15 protein-coding genes are annotated in these 16884 nt (G+C 68.4%); 9 read left to right on the top strand and 6 right to left on the bottom strand.

Translation table 11 applies throughout. From position 1 onward, the window contains the following. Together gndA and QZV81_RS08040 are read right to left on the bottom strand one after the other, a co-directional pair. On the bottom strand, positions 1-974 hold a 974-nt coding region (gndA, locus tag QZV81_RS08045), incomplete at its 3' end, for an NADP-dependent phosphogluconate dehydrogenase (RefSeq protein WP_292835443.1). A gap of 156 nt (positions 975-1130) precedes the next feature. Beyond that, entirely contained in the window at positions 1131-1253 is a 123-nt protein-coding gene (locus QZV81_RS08040) for a hypothetical protein (RefSeq protein WP_292835437.1), read from the bottom strand. Positions 1254-1474: 221 nt separating this feature from the next. Here QZV81_RS08040 and QZV81_RS08035 point away from each other — a divergent pair, with 221 nt between their 5' ends. Both QZV81_RS08035 and pth read left to right on the top strand, forming a co-directional pair. Then, positions 1475-2104 (top strand): 50S ribosomal protein L25/general stress protein Ctc, encoded by a 630-nt coding sequence (locus QZV81_RS08035; protein WP_292835434.1) that lies wholly within the window; start codon positions 1475-1477, stop codon positions 2102-2104. 78 nt (positions 2105-2182) lie between these two features. Continuing rightward, entirely contained in the window at positions 2183-2767 is a 585-nt protein-coding gene (pth, locus tag QZV81_RS08030; protein ID WP_292835432.1) for an aminoacyl-tRNA hydrolase, read from the top strand. 6 nt (positions 2768-2773) lie between these two features. On the opposite strand, the gene QZV81_RS08025 is transcribed toward pth, so the two are convergent. Then, positions 2774-3262, bottom strand: coding sequence for a hypothetical protein (locus QZV81_RS08025; RefSeq protein WP_292835429.1), 489 nt, complete (start codon positions 3260-3262; stop codon positions 2774-2776). Positions 3263-3329: 67 nt separating this feature from the next. Here QZV81_RS08025 and mfd point away from each other — a divergent pair, with 67 nt between their 5' ends. Further along, a complete protein-coding gene (gene mfd, locus QZV81_RS08020) occupies positions 3330-6911 on the top strand; it encodes a transcription-repair coupling factor (protein WP_292835426.1) in 3582 nt (1193 codons plus the stop codon). Between the two features lie 73 nt (positions 6912-6984). Here the strand turns inward: mfd and QZV81_RS08015 are convergent, their stop codons facing one another. After that, positions 6985-9657, bottom strand: a complete 2673-nt coding sequence (locus tag QZV81_RS08015; RefSeq protein ID WP_292835423.1) for a phosphoenolpyruvate carboxylase — start codon at positions 9655-9657, stop codon at positions 6985-6987. A gap of 107 nt (positions 9658-9764) precedes the next feature. On the opposite strand from QZV81_RS08015, the gene QZV81_RS08010 reads away from it, so the two are divergent. The 3 genes from QZV81_RS08010 to hisS are packed head-to-tail and all read left to right on the top strand — an operon-like array spanning position 9765 to position 12953. Next, positions 9765-10913: a Na+/H+ antiporter NhaA gene (locus tag QZV81_RS08010; protein ID WP_292835420.1), complete on the top strand. Its 1149-nt coding sequence runs from the start codon at positions 9765-9767 to the stop codon at positions 10911-10913. After that, on the top strand, positions 10880-11635 hold the full coding sequence (locus tag QZV81_RS08005) for a MazG nucleotide pyrophosphohydrolase domain-containing protein (protein WP_292835417.1): 756 nt from the start codon (positions 10880-10882) through the stop codon (positions 11633-11635). Before QZV81_RS08010 ends, QZV81_RS08005 begins: the two co-directional genes overlap by 34 nt. A gap of 31 nt (positions 11636-11666) precedes the next feature. Beyond that, positions 11667-12953 carry a histidine--tRNA ligase gene (gene hisS, locus QZV81_RS08000; protein WP_292835440.1) on the top strand — a complete coding sequence of 429 codons (1287 nt, stop codon included), beginning with the start codon at positions 11667-11669 and terminating at the stop codon, positions 12951-12953. Positions 12954-13004: 51 nt separating this feature from the next. Here the strand turns inward: hisS and QZV81_RS07995 are convergent, their stop codons facing one another. Together QZV81_RS07995 and mftR are read right to left on the bottom strand one after the other, a co-directional pair. Next, a complete protein-coding gene (locus tag QZV81_RS07995) occupies positions 13005-14672 on the bottom strand; it encodes a GMC family oxidoreductase N-terminal domain-containing protein (RefSeq protein ID WP_292835413.1) in 1668 nt (555 codons plus the stop codon). Further along, on the bottom strand, positions 14669-15310 hold the full coding sequence (gene mftR / locus QZV81_RS07990; RefSeq protein WP_292835411.1) for a mycofactocin system transcriptional regulator: 642 nt from the start codon (positions 15308-15310) through the stop codon (positions 14669-14671). Before mftR ends, QZV81_RS07995 begins: the two co-directional genes overlap by 4 nt. A gap of 67 nt (positions 15311-15377) precedes the next feature. Here mftR and mftA point away from each other — a divergent pair, with 67 nt between their 5' ends. The 3 genes from mftA to QZV81_RS07975 all read left to right on the top strand — a co-directional run. Continuing rightward, positions 15378-15488, top strand: coding sequence for a mycofactocin precursor MftA (mftA, locus tag QZV81_RS07985; RefSeq protein ID WP_292835409.1), 111 nt, complete (start codon positions 15378-15380; stop codon positions 15486-15488). Beyond that, positions 15488-15781 (top strand): mycofactocin biosynthesis chaperone MftB, encoded by a 294-nt coding sequence (gene mftB / locus QZV81_RS07980; RefSeq protein ID WP_292835407.1) that lies wholly within the window; start codon positions 15488-15490, stop codon positions 15779-15781. The genes mftA and mftB overlap by 1 nt, the downstream gene beginning before the upstream one ends. A gap of 160 nt (positions 15782-15941) precedes the next feature. Continuing rightward, positions 15942-16884, top strand: a 943-nt coding sequence (locus QZV81_RS07975) for a MoxR family ATPase (RefSeq protein ID WP_292835405.1), incomplete at its 3' end; no start/stop codon positions are given.

Here is a 16884-nt window from a genome sequence, read left to right as displayed (position 1 = left end):
CCCTGCGAGTACGCGACGATCTTCGACGCGTAGAGCGCGAGACGCACCTGTTCGATGAAGGCATCTGAATCCGCGACCCTGAAGGACCCCTCTGTCGGCCCGGGCAGTTCGCTCGACACATTTCGCTGGGAGCGGCGGCTCGAGAGCGAGCGCGCGAAGGTCGCCTCGGCGATCCCGGAGACCGGCACGCCCAGGTCGAGCGCCGTCTGGACGGTCCATGCTCCCGTTCCCTTGGCGCCGGCCTCGTCGACGATGACGTCGACGAGCGGTCGCCCGGTCGCAGCGTCGCGCTGACGCAGCACCTCGGCCGTGATCTCGATCAGGTAGCTCTCGAGCTCGCCGCTGTTCCACTCGGCGAAGACGTCGGCGATGTCGGCGGGGGTCTTTCCCGTGCCTCGCCGGATGAGATCGTACGCCTCGGCGATCAGCTGCATGTCTGCATACTCGATGCCGTTGTGCACCATTTTCACGAAGTGCCCGGCACCGTCGTGGCCCACATGCGTGACGCACGGCTCACCCTCCGCGACGGCGGCGATGGAGCGGAGGATCGGGCCGAGCGTCACCCACGCCTCATCCGGGCCGCCCGGCATGAGCGAGGGGCCGAGCAGGGCACCTTCCTCGCCACCTGAGACGCCCATGCCGACGAAATTGAAGCCCGCCTCGCGGACGGTCTTCTCGCGGCGGATGGTGTCGGAGAACAGCGCATTTCCGCCGTCGATGATGATGTCACCCGGTTCGAAGACGCTCATGAGCTCATCGATCACGGCGTCGGTCGGACCGCCAGCCTTGACCATGATGATCGCGGTGCGCGGCTTCAGGAGTGCTGCCGCGAACTCCGCGTAGGTGGTGGTCGGCACGAAGCCGGCCTCGGGATGCTCTGCGATCAGCGTCCGGGTCTTCTCACGCGAGCGGTTGAAGACGGCGACCGTGTTGCCGTCGCGGCTGGCGAGATTGCGTGCGAGGTTCGAGCCCATCACGGCCAGTCCCACGACTCCGATGTTTGCCGTGGGCGCGACGGGCGGGACGGGGGGGACGGACGCGTCGGGCACGACGAACTCCTCAGTGATGAGTCGGGATTCAGCGTTCAGCGTACTCGGGCCGGGGCTGACGCGACCCGCAGCGGTCCGAACTCAGTCCTTCCGGTAACCCGACCGACCGAGCGACCAGAGCGCGGCGATGGTGCCGACTGTCGCACCGGCCGTCAGCAGGCCGATGAGCCACATGAACGCGTGAGAGAGCCAGCCATAGTCCATGTGAGCCTCCGTCGGGGCAGATCAGCGTGCGTCGAATCGTGACGTGCCCATCGTAGCGGGCTGATACAGTTGGACCCGTACTTCGGCGAGGGATGCTGCGATGGCGTCCGTGATCGACGCGGTGATGTGCTCTTGGGAAACCCTCGGCCTGCCTCACGCGTGTGCGTTCGAGTCGAAACCGCAGACCCATACCAGGGCGTCCCGCCCGCAAGGAGAACATCATGTCCACTGAGACCGACACCAAGGTCGTCGCCGAGGTCCGCGACAGTTTCGGCAAGGGCTTCGCCCGCCGCCTGCGCGCCGCCGGCAAGATCCCCGCTGTCATCTACGGGCACGGCACCGACCCCGTGCACGTCGCCCTGCCGGGTCACCAGATCGCGCTGCTGATCCGTCGCGCCAACGTCGTGCTCGAGCTCGACGTCGCCGGCGCGCAGCAGCTGACTCTGGTGAAGGACGTCCAGAGGGACCCCGTGCGCCAGATCATCGAGCACATCGACCTTCTCGTCGTGAAGAAGGGCGAAAAGGTCCAGGTCGACATTCCCGTCGTCGTCGTCGGCGAGTCCGCCGCCGGCACGATCGTCAACCTCGACAACACCACTGTGTCGCTCGAGGTCGAGGCGACGCACATCCCGCAGAGCGTCGAGGTCGACGTCGAGGGCCTCGAGGACGGCGTGCGCATCTCTGCCGCCGACCTGAAGCTGCCCGCAGGCGCCACGCTGGTCACCGAGCCCGAGACGCTCATCGTGGCCGTCGGCGTGCCGTCGAGTACCGCCGCGGACGAAATCGAGGCCGCCGACGAGGCCGCCGCAGAAGAGCAGTCCGGCGAATCCACGGTTGAGGCCTCCGAGTAGCAACCACGCGACGATCCGAGTCCGGAGCCCGTCCACACCGATACTGGTGCGGGCGGGTTTCTTCGTCGAGAGGGAGACATGGCAGAGGCATGGCTGGTCGTGGGATTGGGCAATCCGGGCCCGCGCTACGCGTCGACCCGTCATAACGTCGGTCAGATGGTGATCGATGAGCTGGCCGCGCGTCGCTCCGAAGTCCTGCGCGCACACAGGGCGCAGGCCCGTGTGGCCGAGACGTGGCTGCGCCCGGGCGGTGTGAAGGTCGTGCTCGCCAAGCCCAACTCCTTCATGAACCTCTCGGGTGGGCCGGTGTCCTCGCTCGCGCAGTTCTACGCAATTCCGGCGGAGCGCGTGATCGTGGTCCATGACGAGCTCGACATACCGTTCGACTCGATCAAGCTGAAAGTCGGAGGCGGACACGGTGGCCACAACGGCGTCCGAGACGTCGCGAAAGCGCTGGGGACACCTGAATTCACCCGTGTCCGCGTCGGTGTGGGCCGTCCGCCCGGCCGTCAGGACCCGGCCGATTGGGTGCTCGAACCCTTCGGCGCAGTCGAGCGCAAGGAATTGCCCCTCGTGCTCGCGGATGCGGCGGATGCCGTGGAACTCCTTGTCGGTGAAGGTCTTCTCGCCGCTCAGCAGCGATTTCACGCGCCCCGGGAGTAGTCCCGGTCAGCCGACGGCGTTCGCCCCGGCGGCGATCCCGCTCAGGACGGCTGCTCCGACGGTGGCGGCGAACACGACGGGTCCGATCGAGGCGACGACCACCGCCGCGATCGCAGGGCCGCGGCCGCGGCGCGACGCGATCGCGACGATGCCTTGTGCGACCGCCCAGATCCCGAGGAGCGTTCCTGCCCCGAGTCCGATCTCGGCCCACAGCACGAGTCCCCGGAACGGGCTGAGAAGTGCCAGCAGCTGGTCATTGCTCAGGTTCTCGAGACCTTCAGGGGAGACGCTGATGGCGCGAGACATGGCACCGTAGGCCGCTGCGAAGCCCGTGATCGCGCTGAGGGCGGCCGCGCCGACGGCAGCGACGAGGGCGATGATCAGCGCGATCACGCCGAGGAGCGAAGGGCGCGGGACCGCCGCAGCCACGACGGATGCGGCGAAACCCGGGTGGTCGGGCGCTGCGGGGGGCATCGCTGTCGGGTTCTCGACCATGGCCCCATCCTATTCAGCGCACGGACGATGCCGGAGGGTGTGGATGCCGACGCCCTAGAATCATCCGGTGACAGTTTCCGGGATCGTGCGCGCCCTCACACAGGCTGAATGGTTTCAGGACGCGGCTGCCGCGACCCTTGCCGACGCCGATTTCTCGGTCATCGCCGGCCTCGATGCCCCTGTGCTGGCTGCGCTGCTCGAGCGCCGCATTGCGGCGGGGCGCCCGGCCTCACTCCTCGTGATCGCCCCGACCGGCCGGCGTGCCGAGAGTATCGGCGATGCGCTCGCGGCGCTTCTGCCGAACGCTGCCGTCCTGCATTTCCCGGCCTGGGAGACCCTGCCCCATGAGCGACTCAGCCCGAGCGCCGAGACCGTCGGGCGGCGCCTGGACGTCCTCAGCCAGCTGGCGCTTTTCACGGGGGAGACCCCACTCATCGTGACGGCGTCCGTGCGCGGCGCGCTGCAGCCGATCGCGGCGGGACTGACCGACGCGGGCGTTCTCGAACTGCGGGTGGGCAGCCGAGGGACGCAGCTCGACGCCGTGGTTCGTCGCCTCGTGGAGCTGGCCTACCTTCGCGTGGACATGGTCTCGCGGCGTGGCGAGTTCGCGGTGCGCGGAGGCATCCTCGACGTCTTCCCGCCGGCCGCCGAGCATCCGTATCGTGTCGAGTTCTTCGGTGACGAAATCGACCGGATCCGGGCATTCTCCGTTGCCGACCAGCGGTCGCTGCCCGAAGACATCGCCAAGGTGACGCTTCTTCCCAGTCGCGAACTGCTGCTGACTCCAGACGTGCGCGCGCGTGCGGCCGATCTGATCCCGCAGTTCCCGGGTTTGCGCGGGATGCTTGAGAAGATGAGCGCCGGCATCCCGGTCGAGGGGATGGAATCGCTCCTTCCCGCCCTCGCCGACGCGGTGCTCCCGCTCGTGGACTATCTCCCGCGCGGCACCTCAGCCGCCGTCGTCGACCCCGAGCGCTCGGTGACGCGTGCGATCACCCTCGGCGAGACGAATCGCGAGTTCCTCGAGGCGGCCTGGAGCGCTGCGACCGCCGGTGCCGAGATGCCGATCGACCTCGGTGCGGGCGACTTCCTCAGCCTGCCTGAGCTGCACGAGGCCACGGGTGAGCGGGGCGGGCAGTGGTGGACGCTCAGCAGGTTCGATTCGGGAGCGGCGGATGCCGCCGCGGAGGGCTTGGCCGACGGCTCGGTCGTGCGCATCCCAGCGAACCCGGTTCCCTCGTTTCAGGGGAACGTCGATGGCGCGACCGGCCATGTCGGCGGGCTCATCGCGGACGGCTGGCGCGTGATCGTGACGGCCTCCGGCGCGGGTCTGGTCGACCGTGCGCGCGATGTCCTGGCCGAGCGCGGAATCGCCGCCCGCGCGACCGATCGCCTCGACGTCGTCCCCGAGCCGGGGGTCGCCGTCTGCGTCGTGGCGAACCTCGAGAGCGGCTTCGAGCTGCCGGGCGCCAAGCTGGCCGTGCTGACGGAAAGCGAGTTCTACGGACGCACGATCGCCGCGGACGGACGCATCGTGAAGAAGCTTGCGTCGCGTCGGCGGAACGTGGTCGATCCGCTGCAGCTGAAGACCGGCGATGTGGTCGTTCATTCCACGCACGGCATCGGACGCTTCGTCGAACTGGTCCAGCGCGAGGTGTCGACCGGAGGACGCAACGCCGTCAAGACCACGCGCGAATACGTGGTGATCGAGTACGCGCCCTCAAGGCGCGGGCATCCCGGCGACAAGCTCTCGGTACCCACCGACCAGCTCGACCTCCTGAGCAAGTACGTCGGCGGCGACGCGCCGGTTCTCTCGAAGATGGGCGGCAGCGACTGGGCGGCCGCCAAGGGCAGAGCACGCAAGGCCGTCCGCGACATCGCGGTCGAGTTGGTGGGGCTCTACTCCGCGCGAATGTCGGCCAAGGGCCATGCTTTCGGGCCGGACACACCCTGGCAGCGCGAGCTCGAGGAGGCGTTCCCGTTCGCCGAGACCCTCGACCAGCTCCAGACGATCGACGAAGTCAAAGCCGACATGGAGAAGCCGGTTCCGATGGATCGGCTTCTCTCGGGTGACGTCGGATTCGGCAAGACCGAGGTGGCCGTCCGCGCGGCCTTCAAGGCGATCCAAGAGGGCAAGCAGGTCGCGATGCTGGTGCCGACGACGCTGCTCGTCAAGCAGCATATCGAGACCTTCCAGGAGCGGTTCGCCGGCTTCCCGGTGCAGGTCCGTCCGCTCTCCCGGTTCCAGAGCGACAAGGAAGCGCGTGAGACTCTCGCAGGTCTCGCCGACGGCAAGATCGACATGGTCATCGGCACCCACCGCATACTCACTGAGAAGGTCTTCTTCAAAGACCTCGGCCTCATGATCATCGACGAGGAGCAGCGCTTCGGCGTCGAGCACAAAGACGCGCTGAAGAAGCTCAAGACCAACGTCGACATCCTCGCGATGAGTGCAACCCCGATCCCGCGGACGCTGGAGATGGCGGTCACCGGCATCCGTGAGATGTCCACCCTGGCAACCCCGCCGGAGGATCGGCATCCGATCCTCACCTACGTGGGCCCCCGCAGCGACAAGCAGATCGCCGCCGCGATCCGTCGCGAGCTTCTGCGCGAGGGCCAGATCTTCTTCGTCCACAATCGCGTGCAGTCGATCCAGCGCGTCGCCGCCCAGCTGGCCGAACTCGTCCCGGAGGCGCGGGTCGCCGTCGCACACGGTCAGATGGGCGAGAAGGCCCTCGAAGAGGTGGTCGACGGATTCTGGGAGCGAAAGTTCGACGTGCTGGTTTCGACCACGATCATCGAGACGGGCCTGGACATCTCCAACGCCAACACGATCATCATCGATCGCGCTGACAAGTACGGGCTCAGCCAGCTGCATCAGCTGCGCGGTCGCGTCGGACGTGGTCGCGAGCGTGCATACGCGTACTTCCTCTACGACGAGCTGAAGCCGCTGTCCGAGACTGCCGCGGACCGGCTCGAGACGATAGCGGTGAACAACGACCTCGGTTCGGGCATGCAGGTTGCGCTGAAGGACCTCGAGATCCGAGGGGCCGGGAACCTGCTCGGCGCCGAGCAGGCCGGCCACATCGCGGGGGTCGGCTTCGATCTGTATCTCCGGATGATCGGCGAAGCCGTCGCGACCTTCCGCGGTGAGGACGTCGACGGACCCGCTGAACTGCGCCTGGAACTGCCGGTCGGCGCCCGGATCCCCGACGACTACATCGACAGTGAACGGCTGCGCCTCGAGGCCTACCAGAAGCTCTCCGCCGCGGCGTCGGCGACCGCGAAGGACGATGCGATCGAGCTCGTCGCCGAAGAGCTGACCGACCGCTACGGCGCTCTGCCCGTCGAAGTCGAGGGTCTTCTCGCCGTCGCTCGCCTGCGGCGCCGCGCGGCGCAGTCCGGGCTGGTCGATGTCGTGGCGATGGGTCCGAATCTGCGCGTCGCGCCCGCGCCGGAGGCCGACTCGCTGCGGGTGCGCCTGCAGCGCCTGTACCCGAAGTCGAAGGTGCTCGCAGGGGGCGAGGCGATGGTCGTGCCGCTGCCTTCAGCGGGCGGAGAACATCTCGCCGACGCCGATCTCATCGCCTGGGTGCACCAGCTGCTCGATCAGCTCTTCCCGCTGCCGGCGCCCGCACCGGTGTCCTGAGCGTCCTACGGCGACTGTCAGGGGCAGGATCGTGACCCAGACGCTTCTCTCCGCCGTCTCCACGACCGGCGGGTCACCCGGTGTTCTGGAGCCCGGCCGCAACTCCGCTGACCGACAGCAGCAGCAGGCGCTGCCACTCCGGCGGGGCATCTGAGGCGGACTCGCCCGTCCGCAGCATGCGAAGGGCCCGCAATTGCAGCAGCGAGAGCGCGTCGACATAGGGGCTGCGCATCTTCACTGCGCGCTGAAGCACCCGCTTGTTCGCGAGCAGTCCGCCCCCCCCGGTGATCCTGATGACCCAGTCCCGGGTCAGCAGCATCTCATCCATCACGAGTGCGGCCAGGTCGTCGCGGTCCCCGAGATCGAGGTAGCGACGCGCGATGCGCGGGTCGGCCTTTGCCAGGCTCATCCCCACGTTGTCGATGACGGTCCGCAGCAGCGGCCACTCGGCGTAGGCGGTCCGCAGCAGATCTTCATCGCCGACGGCATCCAGCGCCGTGCCCAGCCCGAACCATCCGGCGAGGTTGATGCGTGCCTGTGACCACGCGAACACCCAGGGAATCGCGCGCAGATCTTCGAGCGACTCGACCGACAGCCCGCGGCGGGCGGGTCGCGAGCCGAGCGCGAGCAGACCGATCTCCTCCATGGGGGTGACTGTGGCGAACCACTGCGCGAACCCCTCGTTCTTCACGAGCGAGAAGAATCGCGCGCGCGATGCCGTGTCCATGGTCTGTGCGATCGGCGCGAACCGCTCGGCGGCGGCGCGGTTGCGCTGCTCGATCGAGGGAGACGATGCCAGGAGCATCGCCGCGGCGACCTGGTCTATGTGGCGCATCGCGATGGCGGGGTCGCCGTAGCGAGCGAAGATGACCTCGCCTTGCTCGGTGAGCTTGAACCGTCCATCGACCGAATGAGGCGGCTGCGCGAGAATCGCCGAGTTGGCGGGGCCGCCGCCGCGGCCGAGCGCTCCTCCGCGTCCGTGGAAGAGCGTGAGCTGGATCTCGGAATCCAGCGCCCAGGCGGCGATCTTGGCCTGCGCTTCGTACAGCGCGAGGTTTGCTGCGACCGGGCCCACGTCCTTGGATGAATCGGAGTATCCGAGCATGACTTCCAGGCGGCGTTCGGTCGCATCGAGTCGTGCGGCGAAGGCGGGATGCGTGACGATCTCGGCCATGATGCCGGGCGCGGCCTGGAGATCGGCGAACGTCTCGAACAGCGGGATGACATCGAGTATCGGCGCGGTGCCGCCCGGGCCGACCGCGAAGCCGGCCAGTTCGTGCACGGCGGCGAGGTCTGCGGCGGACTGAGTGAAGGAGACGATGTATCGGCCGGCAGCGCGGACGCCGTGCCGGCTCTGGATCTGGGCGATGGTGCGGAAGACCTCGAGCACTTCTTCGGCCTGCGCGCTGAGGACGCCACCGGCACGGCACTCGTCGAGCACCTTGGCGTGCACGGCGGAATGCTGGCGTACTTCAAGTTCGGCCAGGTGGAACCCGAACGTCTCGACCTGCCACAGCAGCTGTTGCAGATGACCGTAGGCCTGGCGGGGCGCGCCGGCGGCCGTGAGCGAGTCCTGCACGGTCCTCAGGTCGGCCAGGAGCGCTTCGGGGTCGCGATACGCCAGGTCCGCGTCGCGGCGGCGGGTTGCCGCGATGCGCCGGGTGAGCAGGAGCATGACGCGCTTGTGCGGCTCGCCTTTGGCCCGCTTCGCGGCATCCGCCGCACCGTCTTCATCGGCGGCGGCGAGGCGCTGCGCGAGCGCCAGCAGTCCATCGCTCGGCGGAGTCGTCTCGGCATCGAGTGTGAGTGTCTTCGCGATCCGGAGGCTGGATTTCTCCAGGCCCAGAAGAATGTGCTCTGACGCGATGGATGCCGCCTTCTTCGTCACCGCGGCTGTCACGAACGGGTTGCCGTCGCGGTCGCCTCCGACCCATGTTCCCAGACGCACGAAGGGCCGGATGACCGGTGCCCTCCCGCCGGCCGCCGGCCCCTGCAGGGCATCGTCGACGCGCCGGTACACGTGGGGCACGGCGGTGTAGAGGGTCTCGTCGAAGATCGCCATGATCGCGCGCACCTCGTCGACCGGCGTCGGCTTCTCGCCACGCAGCGGCGCCGTGCGCCAGAGCGTGTCGATCTCCTCGAGCATCCGCCGCTGAGAGCGCCGCTCGTCCGCGCCCCCGCGCAGCGACGCCTCGTTCTCGCTGAGGAGAGTCACCAGGCGCCGGATGCTCGTGGAAACGGCGCGACGGCGCGCTTCAGTGGGGTGGGCTGTGAAAACGGGGTGGAAGCGCATGCTCTGCAGGCGCGCGAGCGCTGTGTCGTCGCCGACCTCGGCGGCCAGACGGATGAATGCGGCGGCGATGGAGTCGGTGGCATCCTCCTTCTCGGGTCGTCCGTCGCGCTCGCGCAGCACGCGCACACGCTGGTGCTCCTCGGCGAGGTTCACGAGGTGGAAGTACACGGTGAAGGCCCGCGCGACTTCGTCGGCTCTTTCGACCGAGAATGATTCGGCGATCGCGGCGGCGCGTTCGAACGCCTCGGAGGAGTCGTCGGTGTAGGCGGCGATGGTCGCCCGACGGAGGCGTTCGACGTCGTCGTACAGACCGGGCGAGCCGCTTTCGCGGAGGACGCGGCCGAGCAGCGAGCCGAGCATGCGAACGTCGGCGCGCATCTGCTCGGGCAGCTCCTGCTCGGCTTCGCCGCGGCCGACGAGGTCGATGGCTTCGGTGCGGGTGGAATCGCGCATGCCCCCACGCTAACGGCCCGGTGTTTCGCGCATGTCACGGCTAGAATCGTGCCGGGTGTGCCGGGAAGTCTGGTCGGCGTTCGCGTCCCCGACCCCGAAAGGCGCTCATGGCACTCTTGCGATCCGCTCGCTTTCCCGCCGTCCTCCTGCTCGTTGCGGCTGCACTCGGCCTTCTTCTGGCGAATTCTCCCGCTGCGCCGGCGGCGTTCGCGATCGCTGATGCGCACCTCGGCCTCCCCGGCCTCATCGATCTGTCGGTCCGGCATTGGATCTCCGACGGGTTGCTCGCGATCTTCTTCTTCGCCGCGGCGGTCGAGCTGCAGTACGAACTCACGACCGGGCAGTTGAACTCGGCCAAGCGGGCGGTGCTGCCCGCGCTCGCTGCCGCCGGGGGAGTGGTGGTGCCCGTTGCGGTGTACCTTGCCGTGGCGGCCGGGTCGGATGCGGCGACCGGCTGGCCGATTCCCACCGCGACCGACATCGCCTTCGCGCTCGGCGTGCTCGCGGTGTTCGGCCGTGGTCTGCCTCCCACCGTCCGGGTCTTCTTGCTCGCCCTCGCGATCCTCGACGACATCGTCGGGATCGTCTTCATCGCTGTGCTTTTCACCTCAGACGTCGACTTCGGGATGATCCTGCTCGCGCTCGTGTGCGTCGTGGTGTTCGCGTTCTGCAGTCGGCTCATCGACACGCGGGGTCGTCGCTGGGCGATCGCGGGCCTTGTGATCACGGGTGTCGGCACGTGGTACGCCGTCTACATGTCGGGTGTGCACGCGACGATTGCGGGCGTCGTCCTCGGGCTCGCGATGGCCCAGCAGCCTGCGCTGCGGGCACGCAGCGCGATAGAGCCCTGGGTGAATGCGATCGTGCTCCCGCTGTTCGCGCTGGTCGCGGCGCTCGTCGTGATTCCGCAGGTCCCCGCCGCCGAGCTGTCCCCGGCGTTCTGGGGTGTGGTCATCGCGTTGCCGGTCGGCAAGCTCATCGGCATCACGGGCGCGGGGTGGATCGCTCAGCGCGCCCTGCGCGTTTCGCCGGCGCAGGCTCTGCCATTCGCCGACCTGCTGGCCGCGGGCGCGCTGGGTGGAATCGGGTTCACGGTGTCGCTGCTGCTGTCCGAACTGGCCTTCGCGGGAGCGCCCGGCATCCGGGACCAGGCGACACTCGGGGTACTTGCCGGGTCGGCGATCTCGCTCGTCATGGCCGCTGCACTCGTATCCTGGCGGGCATGGCATCATCGACGGATCCTGCGGACGGCCTGACCGGATCGGACGCGCTGCGCGCCGCGGCCGATACGATGCGCGCGGTCCGAGATCGGTGCGTGTGGTCGCAGCGGATCACACACGCCGATCTCGTGCCCTACCTCGTCGAAGAGACCGCCGAGCTGATCGACGCCGTCGAGGTCGGCACCCGCACGGACCTCCGCGAAGAGCTCGGCGATCTGCTGTGGCAGGTGCTGTTCCACGCGGCGATCGCAGCGGAGGACCCCGATGACCCGTTCGACATCGACGACGTCGCTGCGATGCTCTCGGAGAAGATGATGCGGCGGCATCCGCATGTCTTCGCGGATGCCGTGGCCACGACGCCCGAAGAGGTCCTGGTGCACTGGAACGCAGCCAAGGCCGCCGAGAAGCACACCCGCCGCTCGGTGCTGGACGGAATCTCGCCCCACATGCCGTCGCTGTCTCTCTCCCAGAAGCTCCTGAGCCGGGCCGCCGCCCTCCCCACCCCCGCGAGACACGCGCAGCGCCCCGAGACACCCGCTGTGGACCGGGGTCTCGGGGCAGATCCGGTGTCTCGCGGGCACGCGCCCGAGACGGAGGGCGAATTGGGCAGTGCGCTGCTGCGGCTCGTTGAGGTCGCGAGGCTGCGGGGGTGGGATGCCGAGCGCGCGCTCCGCGGGGCGATCCGGCTGCTGGAGGGCGAGATCCGCGCGGCGGAATCCGGCGTGGAGGAATCGCCCGCGGCCGACCTGGAAGAATAGCCCCGTGGCACCCGTCAATCCGCCGCGCGGCATGCGCGATTTCCTCCCCGCGGACAAGGCCCGTCGAGAGCGGGTGCTCGCCGTCATCCGTGAGCGCTATCGCGCGCACGGGTTCGATGAGATCGAGACCCCTGTGGTCGAGGAGTATGCGCGATTGCACGCGGGCATCGGCGGCGACAACGAGAAGCTCGCGTTCAACGTGCTCAAGCGCGGGCTCGACGCTGACGGTATCCGCGCAGCGGTCGACGACGCGGCGCCAGTCGACGTGGGCGCGCTGAGCGACCTCGGTCTCCGCTACGACCTCACCGTGCCTCTGGCGCGCTTCTACGCGACTCACCGCGCCGAGCTGCCCGCCGTGTTCCGCTCCATTCAGATGGCGCCGGTGTGGCGAGCCGAGCGCCCGCAGAAGGGCCGCTACCGACAGTTCGTCCAGTGCGACATCGACATCATCGGCGATTCCACCGCGCGGGCCGAAGCCGAACTTCTCGTCGCCACTCTCGACACGCTCGATTCACTGGGCCTGGACGGCGGCTCCATCCGCATCAACGATCGACGGGCACTGGATTGGATGCTGGACAGCTTCGGCTTCACGGCGGAAGAACGGCCCGGCGTGCTGATCACGATCGACAAGCTCGACAAGATCGGTGCCGGCGGTGTCGTGACCGAGCTCGCTGGCCGCGGTGCATCGCCGGATGCCGTCGAGGCCCTCCGCTCGTTCATGAACCGTCCGCAGACGCTCGAATACCGCCCGTACGGCGACGACCAGATCCGCAGGGCCCTCCCCACCGGTGCACCTGACGAGATCGTCGACCACCTCGTCGCGATCGGCGAAGCCGTCGCGGCCGCACGGCCCGACGATGCGACTGCGACCGCCGAGAGCCCGTTGGTGTTCGATCCGTTCCTCGTCCGCGGGATGGGCTATTACACCGGCACGATCTTCGAGCTCGCGCACCCGAGCGTCGACTACTCGCTCGGCGGTGGGGGCCGTTACGACGGCATGATCGGCCGCTTCCTCGGTCAGGACGTGCCCGCGGTCGGCTTCTCGATCGGTTTCGAACGAATCGTCGATCTGCTCTCGGGTGGAGGGGATGACGACGCCTCCTCTCTGGTTCTCGTTCACGATCGAGATGTCGCCGTCGCCGATCTGGTCGCGCTGAAGGCCGCCCTCATCGCCGAAGGTCATCGCGTGCGGGTCGAGCAGCGCACGAAGAACCTCAAGGCCCTGCTCGAGCGGGCCGCAGCCGACGGTTACCGTTCGTTCGCGACGGTGTCGGCGCGGCAGACCCGTGCAGGCATCGAACTGAAGTCCCTTCGCTAACCGCACTCGGCAGCGGTGCAGCGGTGCCGGCCTCCCACACCCCGCCTGCGGTCAGCCGTCCGCACGCATGAAGTCCGCGATGCGCTCGCCGATCGCGACGGACGTCGCGGCGGGGCCCCGCGACGGTACCCACGGCAGGATCGACGTGTCGGCCACGCGCAGGCCGGGAACGCCGTGTACGCGTCCATGCGAGTCGACGACGGCGCCCATCGGCGCCGATCCGCACATATGGATCGCCGTGCCGAGGTGCCCGAGCATCCATGCGTCGAGCTCTGCGTCGTCATCGAGTTCAGCATCACCGAGCTCGGTGAGTCCATCGAACACGCTCGCGAACGCCGTCGTGCGCAACAGCTCGACGGCGGTGCGGATGCCCAGTCGCATCCGCGAGCGATCCGCTTCCTCTTGGAGGTAGTTGTAGTCGATTCTGGGGGGGGTGAGGGGGTCGGCGGACGTGATCGTGATGCGACCGCGGCCGACCGGCTGCTGCAGCGCGACGATGAGTTGCATATCGTCGCGATGCGAGATCTGCTGCGCCATGCGACGTGCTGAGACACCGAACAGCGCGCGCAGCGTCCGCACCGGGTGACGCAATACGGCGCGTACGCCGACGCCCATCGGGTGGGCGGCACCCGTGAGCAGATACCCGAGCGGCTTCACCGCCAGCAGGATCTCGAGATCGGTGGCCGTGGCGGGCTCGGATGGCTCGTTCGGAGGTGACTGCGCCGATGGCACGCGCTGCGACGACAGGTTCAGGGCTGTCGGGAAGGCGACACGCTCTCTCGAGCTGACGACCGGGCCCCGCGCCCGCCATCCGACCGCGATATCGGGGTGGTCGCTGAAGGCGACGCCGACCGGCAGGTCGGCGACGACATCGATACCGAGGGCCGCAAGATCGGCTTGCGGCCCGATGCCCGACACCAGCAACAGGTGCGGCGTCGCGATCGCGCCCGCGCAGAGCACGACCTCGCCGGCCTCGATCTGACCTGCCGTCGTCTCCACCCCGACCGCGCGACCCGCGCGGATCAGCACCCGCAAGACGCGCACGCCCCCGCGTACCTCGAGGTTCGGCCGCTCTCGGGCCGGATCGATGTAGGCGAGGCCGGTGTTCCACCGCACGGCTCCGGATACCCCGGGAGGACGATGCACATTGGCAGGCACGGGTCCGACCCCGGCCGCACCCGGCCTGTTCTTGTCGATCTCCAGGGGAAACCCGCGTTCGCGCGCAGCGGACGTGAACGCGGCGGCGAGGATCGAGTTCTGCGGCGGCCGCACGACGACCATCGGCCCCGACGAGCCATGCCCGTCGTCGTCCCCGTAGTCCCGATCGGTCTCGAGGCGGCGCAGTACAGGCAGCATCGCATCGTACGACCACTCCGGGCCGGCGATCTCCGCCCAGGCGTCGAAGTCCGCGGGTCGCGCACGGACGAAGTAGGCGCCGTTGAGGGCAGTGGACCCGCCGAGGATTCGCCCGCGAGCGATCGTGTACGGCAGTTGCGCAGTGAGGTGACCGAGGTACGACCAATTGGCAGGATGCCCCGGCATGGCCCCCTGCACGGTCGCGGGATCGAGCAGTTCGGGTGGGTAGTCGCGCGCACCGACCGGCGCAGGACCGGCTTCGAGCAGCAGCACACGCCGCTCCGGATCCTCACTGAGCCGTGCTGCCAGCGGCGCCCCCGACCCGCCAGAGCCGACGACCACGACATCGGGGCGCGAGATCACGGCGAACCGAACGCCGAGTCGAGTCGCTGGAACGCCTCATCCAGCAACCTGGGCAGATCTGCGTCATCCTGGCTCAGCCATTGCTCGTAGGCGGCGAGGCAGAGTCCGAGGCACGCCCACGCGATGGACTGCGGCTCCAGCGTGTCGGGGTCGCTTCCGAGGCGTTCCGCCGCAAAGGCGGCGATCACCTGACGCCATGCCGCATAGCGCAGCGTCGAGTGCGCGACCAGGCTCGGCACGTTGAGAAGGAGCCGCATGCGCTCGCGATGGAATGGCAGTTCCGCATCGGGGAACCGGTTGAACTCGATCACCGCCACGCGAATGGCGTCCATGAGCGGTGTCTCCGGGGGAAGGGAGCGCAGCTGCGCACGCATAGCGGAGAGCAGGCTGTCGAAGTCTCCCCAGGGCAGGTCGTTCTTCGACGCGAAGTAGCGGAAGAAGGTGCGGCGCCCGATTCCGGCGGCGCGGGCGATCTCGTCGACCGTCGTCTCATCGAAGCCCCGGTCCAGGAACATCTGGAGCGCCAGATGACTGAGCTCGCTGTGTGTCGTTGCCGGCGCGCGACCCATGCGCGGCCGCGGACCATCGACAACCGGAAAGATCTTGCTGTGCGCGTCCGTTGCTCTTCCCTTCGGCACTCAGTGTCATAGTATCGTCCACATCAGGCTGCACGCCGCCGGTGGCGGGCACGAAAGGGAGCGTCTCATGGATAGGCAAGTCCGATCGACTGATTCCACGGCCGTCGCATACGGCGTCATCGAGGTCGACTCGCTCGTCGAGGAAGTATCGATCGACGGCATGTGCGGCGTCTATTGATGGCCGCGACCGAGGTGCCGCAGACCGTGAATGCAGACTCTGCGTGGCGGTTGCACCCACAGGTCTCCGTGAGGCCCGAGCCCTTCGGCGCATTGCTGTATCACTTCGGCACCCGGAAGCTGTCGTTTCTGAAGGACCGAACGCTCCTGGCCATCGTCGAGGCTCTCGGCGATGCGCCGTCGGCGCGCGCCGCGTGCGAGGCGGTCGGAGTTCCGCTCGCCTCGCAGCCGACATACCTGCGGGCGCTCGAGACGCTCGCGGCTTCCCACATGATCGAGGAGCGCACGGCGTGACGATGGCGGCCACCACCGAGGCGCCGCTGAAGGGCACCCACGACCTCGCCGGCTGAGACCCGCACTCCCCGGCGCTCGCAACGATGCGGGCGCCTGGCTGACGGTGTGCCTCACGAGGCGCGATGTGGCGCACTTTCGGCAGAGAGATGAGGAGAAGGACATGGCACTTTCGGAGGGGAGATCGTCTTCGCAGGCCCAGTCGGCGGCATCCGGCGTCGATTCGATCGTTGCGAGCCGAGAACGCATCGCGTCGGCCCTCGTCGGGCGCGAGCGAGAGCTCGAATTGACGCTCGCCGCCGTCGCCGCGGGACGCGACATCGTGCTGGAGGGACCACCGGGCACGAGCAAGACGACGATCCTCACCGCGATCACGGCGGAATGGGGCATCCCGCTGCTCTTCGTGGAGGGCAACGCCGATCTCACGCCCGCCAAGCTCGTCGGCCATCACAACCCGGCCCGCGTGCTCCGCGAGGATTACAGCCCTGACAACTTCGTGCCGGGTCCGCTCGTCGAGGCGATGCAGCAGGGCGGCTTCCTCTATATCGAGGAGTTCAATCGCGCCCCCGAAGACACGATCAACACGCTGCTCACCGCGATGGCCGACCGGTCGATCGCCATTCCCCGCGTGGGACGCATCAGAGCCGAGCCGACGTTCCGGGTCATCGCGTCGATGAACCCCTACGACAACATCGGCACGACGCGGCTCTCCACGAGCGTCTCCGACCGCCTCAACCGATTGTCGGTCGATTATCAGGACGCCGACGCTGAAGCGGCGATCGTCGCGCTGCGCACCGGCGCGACAGGACCGTTCGGCCAGCGTCTCATCGGCGATGCGGTCGCGGTGACCCGTGCGACCCGTCGGCACCCCGACGTTCGGCAGGGATCGAGCGTTCGCGGCGCGATCGACACGGTACTCGTGGCGCAGCAACTCGCGGAATTGCGTGGCGTGAAGGATGCCGATTCCGCGGAATCATCATCCTCGGACGCATACTCCGAACTCGTGTTCGACGCGATGATCGTGGCGTTGTCGGGCCGCATCCGTATCGATGAGGCCGCCGAGACGACCCCGGAGCGCGTGCTGCGGGAGATCTGGGAGGACCGCT

Origin of the sequence: Microbacterium sp. (assembly GCF_011620665.1) — a bacterium.
In the GTDB taxonomy this organism is placed as follows: domain Bacteria; phylum Actinomycetota; class Actinomycetes; order Actinomycetales; family Microbacteriaceae; genus Microbacterium.
The sequence above is the reverse complement of the archived record's forward strand: the minus strand, read 5'-3'. Positions and strand labels throughout refer to the sequence as shown.